Origin of the sequence: Pantoea endophytica, from assembly GCF_002858935.1 — a bacterium.
In the GTDB taxonomy this organism is placed as follows: Bacteria; Pseudomonadota; Gammaproteobacteria; order Enterobacterales; family Enterobacteriaceae; genus Pantoea; species Pantoea leporis.
In genome coordinates this window covers 486,149-506,348 of record NZ_PJRT01000005.1, presented here as the reverse complement: position 1 = coordinate 506,348, position 20,200 = coordinate 486,149, and the positions used below count along the sequence as shown (strand labels likewise).

Annotated in this window: 18 protein-coding genes; 10 read left to right on the top strand and 8 right to left on the bottom strand. The window is 56.0% G+C overall.

Features of this window, described 5'->3' with window-relative positions; all coding sequences use genetic code 11:
- Positions 1 to 17: 17 nt before the first annotated feature.
- Complete coding sequence (locus tag PZBJ_RS04760) at positions 18 to 1,997, bottom strand: autotransporter outer membrane beta-barrel domain-containing protein (RefSeq protein ID WP_101761436.1); 1,980 nt, start codon at positions 1,995 to 1,997, stop codon at positions 18 to 20.
- 449 nt (positions 1,998 to 2,446) lie between these two features.
- On the opposite strand from PZBJ_RS04760, the gene PZBJ_RS04755 reads away from it, so the two are divergent.
- Positions 2,447 to 3,733, top strand: a complete 1,287-nt coding sequence (locus tag PZBJ_RS04755; RefSeq protein ID WP_101761435.1) for a methyl-accepting chemotaxis protein — start codon at positions 2,447 to 2,449, stop codon at positions 3,731 to 3,733.
- 38 nt (positions 3,734 to 3,771) lie between these two features.
- Here PZBJ_RS04755 and PZBJ_RS04750 read toward each other — a convergent pair whose 3' ends face one another.
- A complete protein-coding gene (locus PZBJ_RS04750; protein WP_101761434.1) occupies positions 3,772 to 5,100 on the bottom strand; it encodes an NAD(P)/FAD-dependent oxidoreductase in 1,329 nt (442 codons plus the stop codon).
- 197 nt (positions 5,101 to 5,297) lie between these two features.
- Between PZBJ_RS04750 and PZBJ_RS04745 the strand changes: the two genes are divergently transcribed.
- From PZBJ_RS04745 to PZBJ_RS04730, 4 genes are read left to right on the top strand one after another with little or no spacing between them, the layout of a single operon-like run.
- Positions 5,298 to 6,200, top strand: coding sequence for a metal ABC transporter substrate-binding protein (locus tag PZBJ_RS04745; RefSeq protein WP_101761433.1), 903 nt, complete (start codon positions 5,298 to 5,300; stop codon positions 6,198 to 6,200).
- Positions 6,197 to 7,003: a manganese/iron ABC transporter ATP-binding protein gene (locus PZBJ_RS04740; RefSeq protein ID WP_101761432.1), complete on the top strand. Its 807-nt coding sequence runs from the start codon at positions 6,197 to 6,199 to the stop codon at positions 7,001 to 7,003. The genes PZBJ_RS04745 and PZBJ_RS04740 overlap by 4 nt, the downstream gene beginning before the upstream one ends.
- Positions 6,987 to 7,850: an iron/manganese ABC transporter permease subunit SitC gene (gene sitC, locus PZBJ_RS04735; RefSeq protein ID WP_101761431.1), complete on the top strand. Its 864-nt coding sequence runs from the start codon at positions 6,987 to 6,989 to the stop codon at positions 7,848 to 7,850. Before PZBJ_RS04740 ends, sitC begins: the two co-directional genes overlap by 17 nt.
- Positions 7,843 to 8,679: a metal ABC transporter permease gene (locus tag PZBJ_RS04730; protein WP_101761430.1), complete on the top strand. Its 837-nt coding sequence runs from the start codon at positions 7,843 to 7,845 to the stop codon at positions 8,677 to 8,679. Before sitC ends, PZBJ_RS04730 begins: the two co-directional genes overlap by 8 nt.
- 107 nt (positions 8,680 to 8,786) lie before the next feature.
- On the opposite strand, the gene PZBJ_RS04725 is transcribed toward PZBJ_RS04730, so the two are convergent.
- Positions 8,787 to 14,762 (bottom strand): autotransporter outer membrane beta-barrel domain-containing protein, encoded by a 5,976-nt coding sequence (locus PZBJ_RS04725; protein ID WP_101761429.1) that lies wholly within the window; start codon positions 14,760 to 14,762, stop codon positions 8,787 to 8,789.
- A gap of 484 nt (positions 14,763 to 15,246) precedes the next feature.
- Between PZBJ_RS04725 and PZBJ_RS04720 the strand changes: the two genes are divergently transcribed.
- Entirely contained in the window at positions 15,247 to 15,576 is a 330-nt protein-coding gene (locus tag PZBJ_RS04720; RefSeq protein WP_101761428.1) for a DUF2000 domain-containing protein, read from the top strand.
- On the opposite strand, the gene PZBJ_RS04715 is transcribed toward PZBJ_RS04720, so the two are convergent.
- Both PZBJ_RS04715 and PZBJ_RS24300 read right to left on the bottom strand, forming a co-directional pair.
- Positions 15,573 to 15,920, bottom strand: a complete 348-nt coding sequence (locus PZBJ_RS04715) for a helix-turn-helix domain-containing protein (RefSeq protein ID WP_240632877.1) — start codon at positions 15,918 to 15,920, stop codon at positions 15,573 to 15,575. The two genes, PZBJ_RS04720 and PZBJ_RS04715, sit on opposite strands and share 4 nt — an antisense overlap.
- A complete protein-coding gene (locus PZBJ_RS24300) occupies positions 15,896 to 16,066 on the bottom strand; it encodes a cupin domain-containing protein (protein WP_225608252.1) in 171 nt (56 codons plus the stop codon). The genes PZBJ_RS04715 and PZBJ_RS24300 overlap by 25 nt, the downstream gene beginning before the upstream one ends.
- Between PZBJ_RS24300 and PZBJ_RS24480 the strand changes: the two genes are divergently transcribed.
- On the top strand, positions 16,065 to 16,256 hold the full coding sequence (locus PZBJ_RS24480) for a Rossmann-fold NAD(P)-binding domain-containing protein (RefSeq protein ID WP_420818495.1): 192 nt from the start codon (positions 16,065 to 16,067) through the stop codon (positions 16,254 to 16,256). The genes PZBJ_RS24300 and PZBJ_RS24480 overlap by 2 nt on opposite strands.
- Here PZBJ_RS24480 and PZBJ_RS04705 read toward each other — a convergent pair.
- Positions 16,253 to 16,855 (bottom strand): helix-turn-helix domain-containing protein, encoded by a 603-nt coding sequence (locus PZBJ_RS04705; RefSeq protein WP_101761427.1) that lies wholly within the window; start codon positions 16,853 to 16,855, stop codon positions 16,253 to 16,255. The two genes, PZBJ_RS24480 and PZBJ_RS04705, sit on opposite strands and share 4 nt — an antisense overlap.
- 43 nt (positions 16,856 to 16,898) lie before the next feature.
- Here PZBJ_RS04705 and PZBJ_RS04700 point away from each other — a divergent pair, with 43 nt between their 5' ends.
- From PZBJ_RS04700 to PZBJ_RS04690, 3 genes are read left to right on the top strand one after another with little or no spacing between them, the layout of a single operon-like run.
- Positions 16,899 to 17,594 (top strand): B3/B4 domain-containing protein, encoded by a 696-nt coding sequence (locus PZBJ_RS04700; protein ID WP_101761426.1) that lies wholly within the window; start codon positions 16,899 to 16,901, stop codon positions 17,592 to 17,594.
- Between the two features lie 43 nt (positions 17,595 to 17,637).
- The gene (locus tag PZBJ_RS04695; protein WP_101761425.1) at positions 17,638 to 18,102 is read left to right on the top strand and encodes a GNAT family N-acetyltransferase; all 465 of its coding nucleotides are present in this window, start codon (positions 17,638 to 17,640) and stop codon (positions 18,100 to 18,102) included.
- A 10-nt stretch (positions 18,103 to 18,112) separates the two neighbouring features.
- Positions 18,113 to 18,484, top strand: a complete 372-nt coding sequence (locus PZBJ_RS04690) for a RidA family protein (protein ID WP_101761424.1) — start codon at positions 18,113 to 18,115, stop codon at positions 18,482 to 18,484.
- Here PZBJ_RS04690 and PZBJ_RS04685 read toward each other — a convergent pair.
- Positions 18,471 to 18,893: a nucleotide triphosphate diphosphatase NUDT15 gene (locus tag PZBJ_RS04685; protein WP_101761423.1), complete on the bottom strand. Its 423-nt coding sequence runs from the start codon at positions 18,891 to 18,893 to the stop codon at positions 18,471 to 18,473. The two genes, PZBJ_RS04690 and PZBJ_RS04685, sit on opposite strands and share 14 nt — an antisense overlap.
- Before the next feature lie 87 nt (positions 18,894 to 18,980).
- Positions 18,981 to 20,129: an MFS transporter gene (locus PZBJ_RS04680; RefSeq protein ID WP_101761422.1), complete on the bottom strand. Its 1,149-nt coding sequence runs from the start codon at positions 20,127 to 20,129 to the stop codon at positions 18,981 to 18,983.
- Positions 20,130 to 20,200 lie beyond the last annotated feature (71 nt).

Sequence of the window (20,200 nt, the reverse complement as noted above, 5' to 3'; positions counted from 1 at the left end):
GTTACTGGCCTGCATGCTTAGAACGTGGCGTTCACACCGACATTCCAGGTCACCTGATGGTAATCGCTATTCCCACCGACGGTTGAAACCCCGGCAAACGCATTCACGGTTTCGCCGAGCGGCACGTTGGCACCTAGCGACAGATCCAGCCAGTTTTTATCGCGCGCCTCAACGCTGCGTTCAAACGAAGTACGCGTCGATTTCAATCCGGCACGCACCGTGGAATCGGTATCGCCAAACTGATGGTTGTAGCTCACCTGTGCCCAGGGATTAACCACCCACTGTTTGCTGTCGATGCGCCAACCCACTGAGCCAATCTGTGAATGGGTGGTTTGATCGGAGTAGCGCATCGCGGTGCTGCTATCACTGTTCTCGCTGTAGCCGCCGACGCGACCGTAATCCAGCGCGTAACTGGCGACCGGCCCGGTGCTGAGATTATCAGTAATTGGCAGCGTCCAGCCAGTCTGCACGCGCATGCCGAGCAATTTACCGCTGGTGCTACCCTGCTCGGTACGTTTGGCCGGGCCGATGTGGATATCACGCTCGATGCTGTCGAAATCGAGATCGGCATAATGCAGATCGGCGTTAATCCAGCCCTGATCGAACACCGTCAGCTGGCTGTAAAGCGCCACCAGATTGCCGCGTAGTTTGTAGTCGTAGTTCGACGAAGGTTCCTGGCGCTGATTGGTGTTGGAGAACAGCACACCCGTTTGCCAGTTGTCGGTGATCTGATAGCCGATACCCAGCGTTAAGTTGGTGGTGTTGGCATTTCCGTCGCTCCAGCTGTCGCCCTGATAATCGACATGTTGCCCGGCATAGCCGCCAAATACCGTGAACTTTCCGGCGCTGGCGGGCTGTTGACGCTGCTGCTGCAAATGTCCATCCAGCGTGTTTTGCGTATCCCGCGCCATCATCAGTGGCGATTGTGATAACGCCGCCACCTGCGCTGGCGCATCCAGAATCGACTGGATGTAATCGGCAATCATCGCGTGCACCGCTGGGCTCGGGTGCAGACGATCGGCAAACAGATAATCCTGCGCCGTGGAGAAGCCCGGCGTGCTGGATTGACACTCATCCGCTGAGGTGCCAATCGGACAAGCGATGCCGATGGTGTTGGTTAAGCCATATTGGGTTGGATTGGCGATCACTTCATCGAACAGCCCGGCGATATCCACGCGCACAATATTGCCATTCAAGGTCGCCAGCCCCGCTTCTTCCTGCTGGTTATAACCGTCGGAGAGCGCCGTGACCTGCTCGCTCAGCTCCTGCCATGCGTTATAAAGCTGTTGCGCTAGTGCGTCACGCACCGCTGGAACCGACGAAACTTCGCCTGCCGCTTGCGTGAAGGCATCCTGCACCGCTTGCTGTCGCGCGGCTTTATCTGGCGTGGTCACGCCATCCAGTGACTGAAACGCCGCCACCATCGCTGGTGTGGCTTCACTTCCCAGCACGCGCAGCACGGTTTGAATCATATAGGGCGTTGAGCCGAGCTGCGGCACGGTGGGCACAATCACTGCGCCTGCGCCGGCATCCAGCAGGGTTTTAATTTGCGCAACCGATTGATTGGCGCTGTTGCTGATGGTTTCACTGGCGGTTAAGGGATTGGTGACGGCAACGGCGATGTCATTGGCACCGACCCAGTGAATATACAAACCGTTGCTATCCGCGCGACCGCCGGTTGAAGCGAGATAACCCGCCAGCTGATCCTGGGTGTTTAAATCAGGATCGAGCTTGGGTACCGATACCGCGCCACCCTGCGCATAATTGCTGCCGCCTAACGTTGAGCGCTGTAAATCCTCCCCCAAATGCGCGGCAAGAATTTCATCATATAAAGGATGTTGTGCACCGTCGAAGGTAAAGCGGCCCACATTGCCGCTATCACTCAAGCTATCGCCAAACACGGTCAGCCTGTCCCATGCCAGCGCAGGTGCGGGCGTCAACAACGCAGTGAGTGTGGCGATGGCGACGGCAGAAAGCGCAGATTTGTGGTTGTTCATCATCAACTCCGTGATGGGCCAGAGATGCAGCGTCTGACCGGCAAAAGGTAAGGTCCGCGCATCAAGCGAACCCGCAACATCGCATCAGGAATGCGTTAAGAAAATATCAAGGACGTTTAACTATTTAGTCAGGAAGGGGGCGTTATGCCAGTTTGCAGCGGCAAATAAACTTAAGTTTATTAACAGCCCTTTTACATGCATTTAAATTAAACCTTTAAATAAGGCCGCCGATAACTAGTGTTGCGGAGTGCGAGTACGCTCTGAACGGTACATTTCGAAAACATCAGGTAGGTTAATTACATACCCCGTGCGGCGCTGCGGCGCACAGAGACACTTAAGTGTACGGCGAAGGGGAATCTGCGGGCAGCTCAGGTGACGCATGTTGAGCGTGACCAATTTTGCACTGCACGCATTACGTTCAACAGCACAATAATCACCTGAGGCTTCCCATGTTTGGTGTGAAAAAGTCGAGTCTTTCTTTGCCGTTTTATAAAAGTGGCGATGTGGCTAAAGATATCAATGCGATCAAACAGCATGTGGCATGGATTGAATTTACGCCTAACGGCGAGATTCTCACCGCCAATCACCTCTTCCTTGCCACCACCGGCTACCAGTTAAATGAGATTCAGGGGAAGCATCACCGCCTCTTCTGCAGCCCACAACACAGCCAATCCTCGCGCTATCTCGCCTTCTGGCAAACGCTGGCGTCTGGCGAATCGGTGACCGGCATTTTTGAGCGCTTCAATAAGCTAGGTCAGCGTTTCTATCTCAGCGCCACCTACTTCCCGGTGAGCGATGACAAAGGCCAGGTTTACAAAGTGATCAAGGTGGCATCGGATATCACAGAACGTCATCAGGAGCTGGAGCATAAAGAAGCGGTGATCACCGCGCTGGATCTCTCCATGGCGGTGATTGAGTTCACGCCGGACGGACAAATCCTCACGGCCAACAATAACTTCCTTAAGCACATGGGATATGAGCTGGCTGCGGTTGTAGGGCAGCATCATCGCATGTTCTGCTTCGATAATTTCTATAGTGAAAATCCCGACTTCTGGCGCAAAATGGCCAAAGGCCAGCACTTTGTCGGCCGCTTCGAACGCAAAACCGCCGGCGGCGAACGCATCTGGCTTGAGGCCAGCTACAACCCGGTTTATGACGCCGATGGCAAGGTGTACAAGGTGATCAAAATCGCCTCAGATATCACCGCGCGCGTGGAAGCCGCCAAGCGCGTGGCCGACATCGCGCTGACGACCTCAGAAGAAACGTCACAAATTACCGACAACGCCAACGAGGTGCTGGACGAAACCATCCGCAATTCAGGGTTGGTGGCGCTGCAGGTTAATGCAGCAACGGCGATCGGGGGCGAGCTCAACGCCTCGGCGAAAAGCATTAGCGAAGTGGTCGAGACCATCAACCTGATTGCCTCGCAAACCAATATTCTGGCGCTGAATGCGGCAATTGAGTCTGCGCGCGCCGGTGAAGCAGGACGCGGATTCAGCGTGGTGGCGGGCGAAGTGCGACGTTTGGCGGCGTCCACCTCCAGCGCGACGAAGCAGATCACGCAAGTGGTGGAACACAACGCCAGCCTGATTGCGCAAATGGAGCAGCAGCTTAATGAGGTCAAGCAGTTTGTGGTGACCGAGCAGGACAAAATCAGCGTGTTGTCACGCAGCCTGCGAGAAATTAACAGCGGCGTACATGAGTTTGTGAACGTGATTCATCGGTTGGATGTGTAATGTTCGGCCGGTGTGCAACAACGCGCACCGGCCCACCCTCACATCATCTGCGGTTCACGGATCGCCTGACCTTTGGCGAACCGCGCCAGGCTGTACGGCTTCACATCAGTGAACAGCGGTTTGTTATTGACCATCTGCGCGCACAGCAAGCCTGCGCCTGGCCCAATACCAAAACCGTGGCCACTGAAGCCGGAGGCGATAAACAAGCCCGGTATTCTCGTCATCTCATCAATCACCGGCACTAAATCCGGCGTGGTATCAATCCACCCGCCCCACGCGTAATCCACCTTAATGCCGTTCAACTCCGGATAGAGCTGCACCAGCGCCTGCATCGCTTCCTGCACAATGCCGTTATCCGCTGCCGGATCGAGGGTGCGGATCTTTTCGAACGGCGACTCGCTTTGATTGGACCACGAACCGGCGGCTTCCGGGCCGTTGAAAAACGAGCCGTTGATGCGCACCTTGAGCTTCTTAGCGATCTTGCTGCGATACATCGCATAGAACCTGGTGGCGTAACGGATATTTTGCGGCGCGAGATCAATCTGCCCGCGTCCGGCGAGCGCCACGGTGTAGCTGCCATCCTGACGACGGCGAATACACAACCCGCCGGTGCTGAGACAGCCTTTGATCACTTCAGGCGCCGCCGTGGTTTTGAACGCGGTGCCCAGAATATTGGCGCTCGGCAGTTCGATGCCATATTGCTTGCAGAAGCGCGAACTCCACGCGCCGCCGCAGCAGATTACACGGTTAGCTTTCACCAGGCCGCGCTCGGTCCAGACGCCGGTGACGCGTCCGCCAGATACATCGAGGCCGCGCACCGCGCAGTTTTGCTGGATGGATGCGCCGAGATTTTTCGCGCCAGTCGCCATCGCCGGCGCTGCCAGCGACGGCTCTGCGCGACCATCGCTGGGCGACCACACGCCGCCAATCCACGGCGCATTGTTGCCGATGCGCTCGCGCGTCTCTTTTGCGGTCATCAAATGGCTGACGAAACCCAGTTGCTGCGCCTGCTTGCCCCACGCTTCCCAGCGCGCCAGATCGCTTTCACTCTGCGTGCCGTAAGTAATGCCCTGCCGCGAGAAGCCGAGATCGAGGCCAATTTCACTGCTCAACTCGTCCCAGCGCTGCAAACTGCGCATCGCCATCGGCAGTTCGTACAGGTCGCGGTTTTGCTGGCGAACCCAGCCCCAGTTGCGGCCGGATTGCTCGCCGCCGATCACGCCCTTCTCAAACAGCGCCACGGAAACGCCCTGCTTTGCCAGTTCGTAACTCACTGACGTGCCAATGATGCCGCCGCCAATCACAATCACATCAACGGATTCGGGAAAGCGTTCACTGTCTGCTACTGCATTGATTTTGATGCGCATCGTCTTAAATCCTGTCCGCTTTTTGTTGATGTAACCATATTTAATGTTTTAGGGGAAATGCTGTTTAATTCCGTCTTTATGACACTTGCCCCTTTCGTAAATTTTTGTCTTTACACTGGCGTTGTGAACAAAAATGACTCATATAGATAGCATCAGCTATATATTATAGCATTGGCTATATTACTCTGGAGATGATCATGTTCACTCAACGCCTTTTGCCTGCGATTGCCGTCCTGTTGTCACTCAGCGCATTTACCGCGTCAGCGGCTGAAAAACTCAAAGTGGTCACCACCTTTACGGTGATCGCCGATATGGCGAAAAACGTCGCGGGCGATGCGGCGGATGTGACGTCGATTACCAAAACCGGCGCAGAAATCCACGAATACCAACCCACGCCAGGCGATATTCGTCGCGCGCAGGGTGCCAATCTGATTTTGGTAAACGGCTTTAATCTGGAACTGTGGTTCAGCCGGTTTTACCAGCGCCTTAACGATGTACCGCAGGTCACCGTAACGCAAGGCATTGAGCCGATGGGCATTACTGAAGGTCCGTACAACGGTAAACCGAATCCGCATGCGTGGATGTCGCCGGATAACGCGCTGATCTACGTCGATAACATCCGCAACGCGCTGCAGAAATACGATCCCGCCAATGCCGCAATTTATCAGGCCAACGCCGAGCGTTACAAAGCGCAGATTCAGCAAACCATCGCGCCGATGCGTGCCGCTGTCGACAAGCTTCCCGCCGATAAACGCTGGCTGGTGACCAGTGAAGGTGCCTTCTCTTATCTGGCGCGCGATTTCGGTCTGAAAGAGCTCTATTTATGGCCGATTAACGCCGATCAGCAAGGCACCCCGCAGCAGGTGCGTAAGGTGATCGATGCGGTGCGCGATCATCAAATTCCTGCCATCTTTAGTGAAAGCACCATCTCTGCCAAACCCGCTCAGCAAGTGGCGCGTGAAGCCGGCATTCATTACGGTGGCGTGTTGTACGTCGATTCGCTGAGCAACAGCGATGGCCCGGTGCCGACCTATCTGGATCTGCTGCGCGTCACCACCGAAACCGTGGTGAAAGGCATCACAGAAGGAAGTCAGAAATGAACCCAGCCGCAGGATTAATCGTCGAGAATGTGGGTGTTACCTACCGCAACGGCCACACGGCGCTGCGTAAAGCCTCTTTCAGCGTGCCCGCAGGCAGCATTACCGCGTTGATTGGCGTTAACGGCTCCGGCAAATCCACACTGTTCAAAGCGATCATGGGATTTGTGCCGCTCACCTCGGGCGCGGTAACGCTAGCGGGTTTACCGGCCAATAAGGCCCTCAAACACAACATCGTTTCCTATGTTCCGCAGTCCGAGGAAGTGGACTGGAGCTTCCCGGTGCTGGTGGAAGATGTGGTGATGATGGGCCGTTACGGCTATATGGGCATGCTGCGTATTCCGCGTGCCGCCGATAAACTCAGCGTTGATCAAGCGCTGGAGCGCGTGGGCATGAGCGCTTATCGCCACCGGCAGATTGGCGAGCTGTCGGGGGGGCAGAAAAAACGCGTTTTTCTGGCACGCGCGCTGGCACAAAGTGGTCAGATTATCCTGCTGGATGAGCCGTTTACCGGCGTGGACGTCAAAACCGAAGCCGCGATCATCGCCCTGCTAAAAGAGCTGCGCGACGAAGGCCGCACCATGCTGGTTTCCACTCACGATCTCAACGCCATCCCCGATTTCTGCGATCGCTGCGTGCTGGTAAAAAATACCGTGCTGGCGAGCGGCCTGCTGCATGACACCTTCACCGCCGATAATCTGGCGCAGACTTTTGATGGCGCGCTGCATGAGCGTAACGCGGTGTTAATGCAGCTGATGAAAGACAAAAATCCTGACCGGGGAGCGAACCATGTCGTGGATTATTGAACCGTTTGGCTATCAATACATGCTGAATGCGATGTGGATCGCAGCGCTGGTCGGCGCGATTTGCGCCTTTCTCTCCTGCTTCCTGATGCTGAAAGGCTGGTCACTGATCGGTGATGCGCTGTCGCACTCAATTGTGCCCGGCGTGGCGGGCGCGTACATGCTCGGACTGCCCTTTTCCCTCGGCGCGTTTCTCTCCGGCGGGCTGGCGGCGGGCAGCATGCTGTTTCTCAATCAGCGCACACGCTTAAAAGAAGATGCCATTATCGGCCTGATCTTCTCGTCGTTTTTCGGCATCGGCCTGTTTTTGGTTTCACTCAATCCCACGTCGGTGAATATTCAAACCATCGTGCTGGGCAATATTTTGTCGGTCGCGCCCGCCGATATCTGGCAGCTCGGCGCGATTGGCTTTATCACCCTGACCATTCTGCTGCTGAAGTGGAAAGATCTGATGGTGACCTTCTTCGACGAGAGCCACGCGCGCTCGCTCGGTTTGAATACGCTGCGGCTGAAGATCCTGTTCTTTGCCCTGCTCTCGGCGTCCACCGTCGCTGCGCTGCAAACCGTCGGCGCGTTTATGGTGATTTGTCTGGTGGTGACGCCCGGCGCCACCGCCTATCTGTTGACCGATCGTTTTCCACGCCTGTTGCTGATCGCCGTGACCATCGGCAGCGTCACCAGTTTCCTCGGCGCATGGAGCAGCTACTTCCTCGATGGCGCGACCGGCGGCGTAATTGTGGTCGCGCAAACGCTGGTCTTTTTAGTGGCCTTTGTTTTCGCGCCAAAACATGGCGTACTGGCTTCGCGACGCCGTGCGCGTCAGACCATGGAGGACGGCGTAAATGGCTGAATTATTGTTGAGTCCGTTCCAGTTCGAATTTATGAACATGGCGCTGATCACCACCTTGGTACTGTCGCTGCCGTGCGCGATGCTGTCGGCGTTTCTGGTGCTGAAAGGTTGGTCATTGCTCGGTGATGCGATGAGCCACGCGGTATTTCCTGGCGTGGTGATCGCCTGGCTGATTGGTTTGCCGTACGCCATCGGCGCGTTTGTCGCTGGCATGGTGTGCGCCGTCGCTACCGGCTACATCAGTGAGAACAGCCGCATCAAACCCGATACGGTAATGGGCATCGTCTTCTCCGGCATGTTTGGCGCCGGTTTGGTGCTGTATCTGAAATTGCAGCCCGAAGTGCATCTCGACCACATCTTGTTCGGCGATATGTTGGGCATCAGCCTGGCGGATATTATCCAGACATCGGCTATCGCGCTGATTGTTAGCCTGTTGATTGGCATCAAATGGCGAGATTTACTGCTGCACGCATTCGATCCCAATCAGGCGCGCGCCTGCGGCATCAACGGCAAACTGATGCATTACGGCTTGTTGTGTTTAATCTCGTTAACCATCGTCGCTGCGCTGAAATCGGTGGGCGTGATTCTGTCGATTTCCATGCTGATCGCGCCTGGCGCTATCGCTTTGCTGCTGGCACGTCGTTTCGTGCAGGTAATGTTGCTGGCGATTGGCATTGCGGTGGTGACAGGTTTCAGCGGCGTGTACGCCTCGTTCTTCCTCGATAGCGCGCCGGGCCCAACCATTGTGGTGATCTACGCGGCGCTGTTCGTGCTGGCGTTTTTGTATGTCACGGTGAAGGATCGGCGCACGCAGCAAGTGCCTGGCTAATGTTTTTGGTCGCCAGGAAATTAAATCACCTCTAACCCCTCATCTTTGAGGGGTTGAAAACCACTTATATTGACGCACTCCAGCATGCGCGATGGACAGGCTGAATTTTAAAACGACCACCTCACGCCCGCGTTATAGCGCCAGCCTTTGGCGCCGTTGCCGTCGATCTCTTTGCGGTAATCGGCTTCGGCATACAGCGCAACGTCGTTATTCAGCGTGGCGCTGCCGCCTAAACCAACGTCCCACATCTGACCAAACTTGCCACTTTCGAAGATTTGACTGCCTTCAGTATCCGCCGCACCGATTTTGGTTTTCGCGGTGCCGCCCCAGCCTTTGTAGTAATTGGCGCGAACGTACGGCGTGTAGGCGTTCTGGCTGGTATCCAGCCAGGTGCGATCGAGGCGTGCGCCGAGTCGGCCGATGGTTTGATCGTAATCGTTGTACGACACGCGCGTGCGATCCTGATCGGTGAAGCTGTCCATCTTCATCTGCAGCCAGGTGATTTGCGCCTGCGGTTCAAGGCGCACGCCGTTGGCGAAGGTGAACGGATAGCCCGATTCCACCGACGCCGTCCAGCCTTTGCCTTTCGGTGTTGCCACCTCTTTCTGCCGGGCGATGTCGGTTTCACCGCGATACCAACCCCAACTCAGCGAGCCATCGAGGTAGAATCCGCTGTCGCGCAGCCAGGTGCCGTACAGCGAAATGCTGTCGCTGTCGAAACTGGTGGAGCTGTAACCGTCGGCTGCATGAGGACGAATGCGCGTGTTGCCACGCGTGTAGGCCACGCCGCCGCGCAAGCTGTCTTGTGGGCCGTCGGCGCGCAGTACGTTGCCGCCCAGCTGTACCGCGCTGTAATCCAGATCGAAGTCATAGCCGTAATCGGCCAAACCGCGATTGCTTTGATACTTCAGGTTGGAGCCGAGATAGCGGATAAACATCTCGCCGCCCACGGCATCGGATGCGGTTTGCTGCTGACGCAGTTCGCCAAGACGTTTATGCAGATCGTCGGTCACCGCCAGCGAGTAATACGCCAAACCCACCGGCGCGGAGATGTAGGACGGCACCTGCGGCGTCACGGCCAGCCGCGCGGCACGCTGATTGCTGCCCGCTTGTGGCTGGCACAGCGAACCGTCTTCACAGACAAAGGTGTTAGCGAGTCGATAATCCCACGCACCGGATGTTGAACTGCCCGGCGCGAAGCTGGCCAAACCATATTGCCACGGCCCGGACGCCACATAGCCGCTCTTGAGCGCAAAACTGGTTGCGCTGGCGCTGCCGGTTACCTGCGCCAGCGACACACCTTCGCTGGCGGCAATCACGCCATCGCGATTGCTATCCAGCTGCGGGCCGCCGATCAGCGTATCGTCGATCAAGGTGGTGCCCGACACATTGCCGTTTACGCGCAGGTTGTCGCTCTGCGTGGCGGTAGAGTTGAGTTTCAGGCTGCCGCCCGCCGATGCCAGTTGGCCATCAATGGTTAAAACATTCGCCGCCGCGTTGCCGCCGTTAGTGAGATCCAGCGTACCGGCGTTATTTACCACCAGCGAATCATCGGTCGCGCCTTGCAGCAGCGGATTGACGTTATCACCGGCAAACAGCGTACTGCCGGCGTCGATATTGATGGTGCTGTGCGCTAGCTTGATGTTGTCGGTTAGCGTCCATTGGGTGGCGAAGAAGTTGAGCGTGCTCCAGCCCGCGCCGAGGTTGGTGCCTTTGCTGACATCATCGCGGGTAAACGAGCCGCCGCGCGCCGTCAGTTCGCTGAGATTGAGCGTGCTGCCAGCGCCGTTTTCGGTGGTGATGTGACGGGTATCGGCCAGGCTGACTCTCTGCACCGTCGCCTGATTCGCCGCACCATTGCCCATCGTCAGGCTGCCGTTCAGCGTGCCGCCGGTCACCACCAGTTCATCGTTGCCGCTGCCGGTATTCACATCGCCGACCACCGCACCATCGAGCAGCGCGATCACATCATTGCCTGCGCCTCCGGCTACGACGACCTGATCCGGGAACGGCGCGGAGATGGTGCCCTGGTTGATAAATACCGTATCGCCACCGCGCAAATCGATCAGCGGAGAGACGCGGCTGAGTGAGGCAATCGAACCCTGATTGATCACCTGGCTGGCGGTGCTGGTGACAATCGCCGAACCGCCGTTGAAATCGCGAATGCCAATTGAGCCCTGCGAAATCACTTTTCCGCTGGTGTTAGCGCGAACGCCGGTACCCTGGCCGGAAACCAGAATGGCGTAATCCTTGCCGATCACCAGATCGTTGCTGGTGGTTGAGCCATCGGCATTTTCGAAGCGATAACCGGTAGCACCACCGCTGACGTTGATTAACGCGCGACCATTAGGATCAAACGAGGTCGCCGAACGCACGCCGTTGCCGCCGCTCACATCGAGCATCACGTTATCCAGCGAGATATTGCTGGTTTCCGCGCGGTTGTTGATTACGCTGCCGCTGCCATAAGCGCCGAGAATGATGTCGTTGGCTTCAAAGCCCTGCGCGCCATTATCCAGCAACAAGCCATCGGCTTTGCCCATCGCATAAATATTGCTCGCGCCCTGCCCGTCGCCGTAGATTCTCAGCCAGCCGCCGTTGCCAACGCGTAACGCTGCGGTGCCGTCATCAACGCGCAGGGAACTGTCCACCGGTACGTATTGGCCGTAGCCGCTGCTGACATCCACACCGATGCCCGACGCGATACGCATGCTGCCACGGTTAATGAAGTTACCGCCGTCATGCACGCGCGCGCCGGTGCTGTTTGGTCCGGTGAGATCGACGACGCCTTGATACTGATTAAACAACCGTGCGCCACCGCTCACATCAAAAGCGGTGCTATTGCTGCCGTTACCGATGATTTGCGAGGCGGCGTAGATTTCCGACTCATCGCCGCCGACCACCGCCGCGGTGCCGTTTTCGCCATTCAGGGCAATGCCGCTGGTGATCACGCCCTCGGCGCTGCCGCTGACGCGCATCACGGTGGCATTTTTGCCGGTCACGGTGTAATTGTCGGTGCGGGAAACCATCGCGTCGTATCCGCTCACCTCCATCCCAGTGCTGTTTTCCCCGCTGAGCGTTACATTGCCTGGCGTTTCGGCATACAGCCACGCGCCGTTGACAATCTCGTATAGTCTGGAGTTTTCAGTGCTGACATCAACGCTGCCGCCGTGGCTGATCAAACGCGTGCCGGGATCTGCGGCGCGAAAACCGTATTGGTTCCTGTCGTGGAACACCACGCGATTGCCATCACCTAAATCAAGTAGTCCACCGGCAAACACCGCGCCCGCCAGCGCGTTTGAGCCAAACAAATTGATGGTGCCGTTTTGATAGAAGCGCGCCAGCTCGTGATAAGAGATCAATCCTCTGCTGGGTGAGAAACTCTCGGCATCCAGGTTATACACATTGAGCAAACCAATATTGATAACCTCGGTCGGCGTTACGCCATCGGTGTACTCGGGATTGCCGTACGCATACAGACCGGTGCTGCTGCGCGTCACGGTGACATCGCCACGGTTGAAGGTAAAGGCACCATTCTGCGCATAAATACCGTTGGTGCTCTGACCGCCTAAGGTAATGTCGCCGGTATTGATCAACTGGGCGTGATTGCTGACAACCAGCGCCTGCTGATTGTCAGCAACGCCGCTGAGCGCCGCATGGTTGACCAGCAGCGTGTCCGGATTGAACTGGGTTTGCGGATTGATCGGGTCGCCTGTCAGGGTGAATTTATTGCCATCCGCCACCGCGCCGGTCGCGCCGTTGCTGAGCAGCCTGATGCGGGTCGCCGCATCAATGGTGGCGTGCGCGCCATCACTGATCTCAATAGCACGCGCGTAATTGCCGGCAACGTTGAAGGTCGCGCCATTGGTGTTGACGTCGGTGAACTCACCGCTGCCGTACACGCCCGTGGAGAACGAGTTGTTCATGGAAAGCGTGCGGCCGGTGCCGTCAAAATCTGCACCATCTGCAACACGGAAAATATTGCCGTACGGCACGGTTGCGCTGTAGCTGCCGTTGGCGGGCAAGTTGATTCTGGCGTTGGGGCCAAGGGTATAAAAACTGATATGCCGTGCGGTATACACGTTGGGATCAGGCACGGATAGCGGCACCGCATTAGCGCTGACATCAACCACAGCAAGCCCTTCTGCACGAATACCAATATTCGAGTTTCCGCCGAGCCGGATCGGTCCGGTCAGTTTCGCGTAAGCTGTGCCGCCCGGATCGCCCTTCACCCATACCGCCGTGTTAAAGGAGTTAACAAACCGATCGCCATCGCCAGGCACGTTGATCGCGCCGCTGGAAAATGCCACGGAGTCATTGCCATCGCGCGCGATGACTTTTAGGCCAGTGCTGTTGTAGCCGTTGACATTGATGGTGCCGATATTGCCAACCTTGCCAAGGCTGCCGGAATCCAGCACCAACATGCCAACGTTCTCGGCGGGTTGAACTTGCGCCTTGCCGTTAACGTCGATGACGCCATTGTTCAGCGTAACCGCGTGAGGCGCGAGCTCCACCTTCATCCCTGCCGCGTTTTGCACTTTGGATCCAATCACGATGTGGCCATTATTCACGGCTTTTGAATCAAGAAATTGATAGATGCCGCTGGCGCCGCCACTTAGATTGACGGCGACATCTTCGGTGGGATCATTTTTGCGATTTTGCGGTGTGCGCCCGATGTAGATGGTGCCATCTTTGGCGTTAACGAAACCGCCTTTGCCGTCGCTGCTCAGCAATACGCCCGCTGCTGTGCCGCCGCTGCTGACATCGCTGACGCCAACGTTGATGTTGCCGTGGTTAACCACTTTGCTGTTATAGGCATTGATGCCGGTACTGAAGCCCGCGCCGGGTTGCAGGTTGATCACGCCACGATTAATAAAGCGACTTTCATAACTGACGTCGACCGCGCTGCCGCCCGCGCCAACCGTGCTGATATCGACGCCTTTGCCATTGGCGTTATTAAGAAAACCGGCGTTGATGACGCCGTTGTTGAAGCCGCGCGCGCCGCTGAGCAACTCGAGGCCAGAACCGGTGCTGGCAAGTTTGCCATCGACTATCGCCTTCGCCCCGTTGCTGGCGCGCATCACCGCGCTGTTGCTGTTCACCACTTCCAGCGTTTTGCCGCGATTGATTTTCACTGTTGCCTTCGGACCATCGGCGCTAAGCACCACCTGATCGAATATCGGTAGCGCCACTTCATCATCGAAGTTGTTGGTGCTCATGCGATACACCACGCGCCCTTCGCGCAGCGCGTAGGCCTTATTGAATTCTGTGTTGTAACTTTCGGTGCTGAGGTTGGCGTTGGAGAGCTGATCGATCAGCCAGTCGTTGTAATTGCGCAGTTCATTGAGATTAGTGACGTTGAACGTGTTAGTGCCGCCATCCAGTGTATTGACGGTGAATACACCCGCGTATTCCACCACGTTGCCGACATCGTAAGCCAGGCGATCGCCACCGTACGGCGTGGTGCCGGCGGTGAAGGCGATACGGTTATTGGAATTCCAGTTCAAATTGCCTTTTTTGCTGGCGGTAAATAACTGGCTTTGCTTCGCCGCCATCGACCAGCTATTACTGGAGGAAGTCGTCGCCGCGTTATGCTTGCCAATATCGATATTCAGCGTGCCATTACTGACGGAAGCGACACGCGCGTTGATATATTGTTTGTCGTTTACATCAAAATAATCTGGCACCACGGTATCCAGACCTACTGCAGGTAAATCGACCAGTTCTGCAGTATTAAATACCTGATAGGTGGTGTAGGTATTTTCTTCGTAATTGGGGATGCCAATAGCGTAATTCTGCGCACCGATTTGCAGCCGCGCCGCGCCAATCACGTTGTCATTGATAATTCGCCCAATATTGCGCAACTCACCAATCGTTACGCTGCCCGTACCGTTTTCACCCGGCGCGAACTGCGGCAATCCGCTCAGCGTTTGCGTGCTGCCATTACATAAACAGTAAGCACCAACCTTATTGTCATTAATTTCAGGCGTATAAGGCTTTAATATCGCTGCCGTTGTCGGCAACACAGGGAACATCACGCCTTGCGCAGCCACAAGGCTTAGTAACACCGGATTTAATTTAAACACAATGTTTTCCTCAACAGAGAAAAGACAATACGCGCACGGATTATTACCGTTGCGCTTTAGGTTTGTTTAAGTAATCGAATTATTTTGTTTCAGCTTTTTAATGTTTGAAATCGGGTGAAATGAGTATCTACGCTTTAGCTGGCAAGCGTCCAGTTTGAGTTAAGGATTTGTGAGGTGGGAGAAAGGATTTAGGAATTAAGCCAGGGTGATTTTATAATTATCCGGACCTAATAGTCGTAAAGATGATGATATTGAAACATCAAGTAAGCAATATGGGATTTAATAAAACTCTCATGAATTCATTGTGATTTATTCGAATCTTTTATTCAGCCAAAGGCCAGGCCGCTAATCCCTTTAATTCCTGCAGTACAAACATACTCTGCATCTCCAACTGCGCGATAAATCGCGCCGCTACAAAATGTGCGGAATTTATACTCCAGCGATCGCTTACTTTTGCATTCCCACTCAAGGTGAAATACTCAACATGGATTTCGACGCAAACACCCATCGCTGCACCATCTTGATTGATCAGCAACTGCCCGCCGGATTGGCAATGAACGCTGCCAGCATTATCGGCATTAGTTTTGGCAAATTACCAGGAAATTTGGTGGGGCCGAATCAGCAAAGCCAGGATGGCGTTGATTATCCCGGCGTCATCTACGCGCCGCTGGCGCAATCCTGCAAAACCTACGAAGAGTATGGCGAGCGTATTGCTGACGCGCACAGCGATCAGATTGAGTTGGTGGCGATCGGTTTGATCGGTCCTAAGAAAAAAATTACCCGTTTAACCGGCAATTTTAAGCTTTATCGCTAAACATCCTCTTCGGCGGCGTACCACGCTAGCGGCTGGCCGACGTAGCGACTGAATGCCACGCTGAAGGCGCTGGCGGAGCGATAGCCAACGCGCTCCGCCACTTCAGCCACCGCCATGCTTTTACCGCGCAGCAGATTTTTCGCCAGCGCCATACGCCACGTCAGCAGGTAGACCATCGGCGCCACGCCAACCGCTTCGCGGAAACGCACAAAGAAAGAGGAGCGTGACAGCGCGGCGGCTTTCGCCAGTTCGGCCATCGTCCAGCTGTGCGCAGGATTGGCATGAATGGCGCGGATTGCCGCCGCCAGCCGTTCGTCAGCTAACCGCTCATCACGCCCGGACACGCATTGCAGATCGGCATTGATCGCAGCGCTTCGATTAACAGCAGCTCTAGCAAGCGTTCCAGTACCACATGACGCGCCGGACGCTGTGCGCGGCACTCATCCATCACCAACTGCACCAGCGTGGTCAGGCGCGATTCTCCGCGCATGGAGAACACGCAGCTTGAGCCGTATCAGCCGCTGTTAGATGGCGTTTTCAGCACGATGCAGCAGCCACAACCCACCACCAAGGCGCTGGATGTGGCGGAAGCTGTGTGGCGTGCGGCGACCGATCCGCATGCTCCGATGCGCATTCCAGCTGGCAAAGATGCGGTGGCGCTGGCGAACGAAGTGGGTTAACTGTGAATTTCGGCGACTGCCATGGTGAAAACCAGCGGCAGTTCGCCGAGGTTCGCATAACTGTGCGGTGCGGCGGTTTTCGCCACCGCTGAACTGCCGCGCGGCACCTGCAACTGCTGTTCATCAACCGTCAACGTAAGTTCACCTTGCTCGACATGCAGCAGTTCGTAAGTGCGCTGCGGATGGCCCGGCGAGGCGAACTGTTCGCCGGGGAACATCTCCCAACGCCATAGCTCGATCATATCCGGGCCTTGCGTGCCCGCCAGCAAACGCGCCGTACCGCCCTTGTCCCCTTGCCAAAGTATTGGAATGTCCTCTTCAGCAACCAGATGCGCCAGCGGATCGGCGGTGACATTCACAATATCGGCCACCGATATTCCCAGCGCTGCCGCCACTTTGCACAAAATGGCGATGCTGGGATTCGCGCTGCCTTTTTCAATCTCAACTAACATGCCTTTACTGACGCCCGCGCGGCGCGAGAGCTCATCCAGCGACAGTTTTTGCTGTTGGCGGAAACTTTTGACGCTGGCTGAAACGGCGGCGCTGACATAGTCGATATCAGAACCTGCTTCGGTCAATTTATTGACTTTTGTCTTCATCGGTCACTATCATGGAATAAATTAGTCATTACAGGATTATGTTATGTTCGCCTTAAGCCCGTCAATCGATCCTTCCGTTTCTGCCTTAGCGCCTGACTTTACCGCGCTCAGCATTTTAGTTCAGGCTGCGCCAGTGTTGCGTCCGCAAGTTGGTAAAGAAGCCCTCGTACAAGCTTGTCTCGATATGCTGCAGGATGATTTTCCCTGGGCAGAAGCACATCTGACGCAATGGGCGGAAATGTTCAAACATTTTGGTGCCAAACCGAAACGCACGCCCTGTTCGGCAGATGCCTTGCGCAAGCGCGTGCAGCGCGACGGATCAATGGCAGCCATCGATCCAATCGTGGATCTCTACAATGCGGTGAGCATTCGTTTCGCCATTCCGGTTGGTGGTGAGAATGTGGCCGCTTACGTGGGCAACCCGCGGCTGACGCGCGCCGATGGCAGCGAACCCTTCGATGTCTATAAAGAAGGCGTCTTGAGCCATGAATCTCCCGAACCTGGCGAAGTGGTGTGGCGGGATGACGCAGGCGTAACCTGTCGTCGCTGGAACTGGCGACAAGGTGTGCGCACGCGTCTCAGTATTGAGCAAACGCAGATGTGGTTTGTGCTGGAGCGATTACCGGCGATGCCACTCGAAGCATTGCAACATGCGGGCGATATGCTGGAGCAAGGTATTCAGCAGATGATGCCCGGCGCTATTATTGAACGCAGTTTGCTTGGCAATATCAATCACTAATCGCTATGTTGTCACTCTCGCCCGCCACCTTTTAGGAATCGGAATGCACATCAGCCTGCTGGCACAACAGCCACAGTTTTTGGATGCGGTGACGCAAATGCTGCATCAAGAATGGTCAGATTTCCCCAACTGGCGCGATGCGGCAGTGATTGAGCAGCGATTACAGGCGCGCAATGCCGTCGAGGCCAAAACGCTGACGCTGGTGGCCACCACAAGCGACGGCGAATTGATGGCGATCGCCAGCATTATCCATTACGAACTGCACGATATCGCCGAGCGCGAGTTTTGGCTCGGCGAAGTCATTACTGCCGCAACACACCGTGGAAAAGGGTTGGCGAGTGGCCTGGTGACGCGCTTAATTACCGAAGCGCGTCAGCGTGGGATCACCGCGTTGTGGCTGTATACACCGGATCAACAAGCCCTGTATCGCCGCTTCGGCTGGCAGGATGTGGAGCAGCGCGAGATTGCTCATGAAGATGTTACGGTGATGGTTCTAAACATTGTTTAAGGAGAAGCAGATGCTGATGCGTAAAAACTATCCGCAATTGGGTGAAGTCAAAGCGCCTTATGTGCACGCGGTAAAGCACAATGAAACTTTATATGTCTCTGGCTTGACCGCTTTCGGTACGCCAGCGCAGCAGGCCGATATCGCTACACAAGCAGAAACTATATTCCAGCAGTTGCATACCATCGCGGCTGAAGAAAAGAGTTCGCTGGAAAAGCTAATTAAGGTGACGATTTTTATCACCTCATTCGATGAGATCAACGCCTTACGCGGCGTGCTGTTTAAACATTATGGCGAACATCTTCCGGCGAGTTCGCTGGTACAAATTAGTCAACTTTTCTCGCCGGATTTAAAGATTGAGATCGAGGCGATTATCGCCCTGTAGCCAACGCCTGCAGCGCCGCCAATCCGTCGCGTGCCATCCATGTGCGCAGCGGCGCAAACAGCGGTTGCGGCAGATTGTCTGGTACGAACCATTGCCAACCGTGGCACTTTTCAGGCTCCATCAGTTGTGGTTCACCGATTGCGTCCTGCGCCACCATCAGTAGCGTAATGTAGTGCTTGTTGACCTCGGGAAACACATCGCTAACGAACGCGCCGTTTTGCAGTTCACCAAGCTGTAAGCCGGTTTCTTCCAGCACTTCGCGACGCGCGCAGGCTTCCGGCGATTCGCCAAACTCCAGATGCCCGCCCGGCGCAGACCAGTCGCCCGCGCCGTGGCTGCCTTTGCGTTGCCCTAATAACAGTTTTCCATCGCGGAAAATTAAAACGCCGATTCCCACTTGTGGCGACATGGTTGCTCCTTGGTTTGCCAGGCCGTCAAAAATGACGGCCCTGCGTTAAAAATTGCCCCACGTTTTATCACATTCTGTGCCGTGCGTTTATCGCTGCGTTTTAAACCGCAGCGCCATCACCATCAGCAACATAATGCCTACGCTCATGATTATCCACGCGCTATCGAGCGAGGCGGCGCGGTCACGCACGATGCCAGCGATCAGCGGCATCAACGCCGCCAGCAAATAACCGCCGCCCTGCACGAAGGATAGCAATGCGCCCGCTTCTTCCGGCGTGTGCGCGTGATCGAGCGTGACGATCAGCGAGAGCGGGAACAGCGCGCCAATGCCTAATCCGAGCAGCAATGTAGGCAACCACGCCTGCGCCCCACCAAGCCACAGCAGACTGATCAAGCCCAGCAGAATCAAAGTTAACACCACCAGCAACGGACGGCGACGATCGCGGAAGCGATGAATCAACGCCGACAGCACAAAACCCGCGGCAACTTCCGTCAGCGTGAGCGCGCCCAGCACATAGCCACTTTGTTCAGGTTGCCAGCCGTGCTGCATGTAAAATGGCGGCAGCCACGCCAGCACCAAGGTGTACGCGCCGGTGCCAATGCCAAAGAAGATCATCAACAGCCAGGCACGCGGTGAGCGAGCAGTGCGTGGAGCCTGGCTGCTTTGCATTGGCGTTACGCCGCGTGAAAACGTCAACCACAGCAACAGCGCGATGACTGCGGGGACAACAGGAATTGCCAGCGTTAACGCTAAACCTTGCGATTTCGCCAATGGTGCGGCGCTGGCGGCGGCAATCGCTGCGCCCGCCATAATCCCGGTGGTGAAGAGCGCCATCAGCGTGCCTGCTTTCGCACCAAAGTGACGTTTGATCTGCGCTGGCATTAAGGCCTGAATCAATCCGATTCCGCAACCCGCCACCAGCGCGCTGGTAATCAACGCTGTGGCAGATTGCTCGAACCCACGCGCGACGCTCGCCAGCGCCAGCAACAGCAATCCGGCAGCGATACCGCGTACTTCGCCGAGCCGGCACAACAGCAGCGGCCCGGCCATCGCCGCCAATCCCATCATGATGACCGGCAACGTGGTCAGCAGGCTAAGCTGCGTGGCGCTGAGCTGCGCGTCGCGCTGCAGGAGTGGAAAGAGCGGTCCCATCGCCGCCATAATCGGCCGCAAATTCAGTGCGATAACAAAAACCAGTAAGGCAAACATCCCAACCGCAGGTAAAGTACGATTCACTTTGCATCTCCATGCTCATTAAAAGTATCTTAACGTTAAGATAATTTTCGCAGCAGCAACAGCCCATGCGC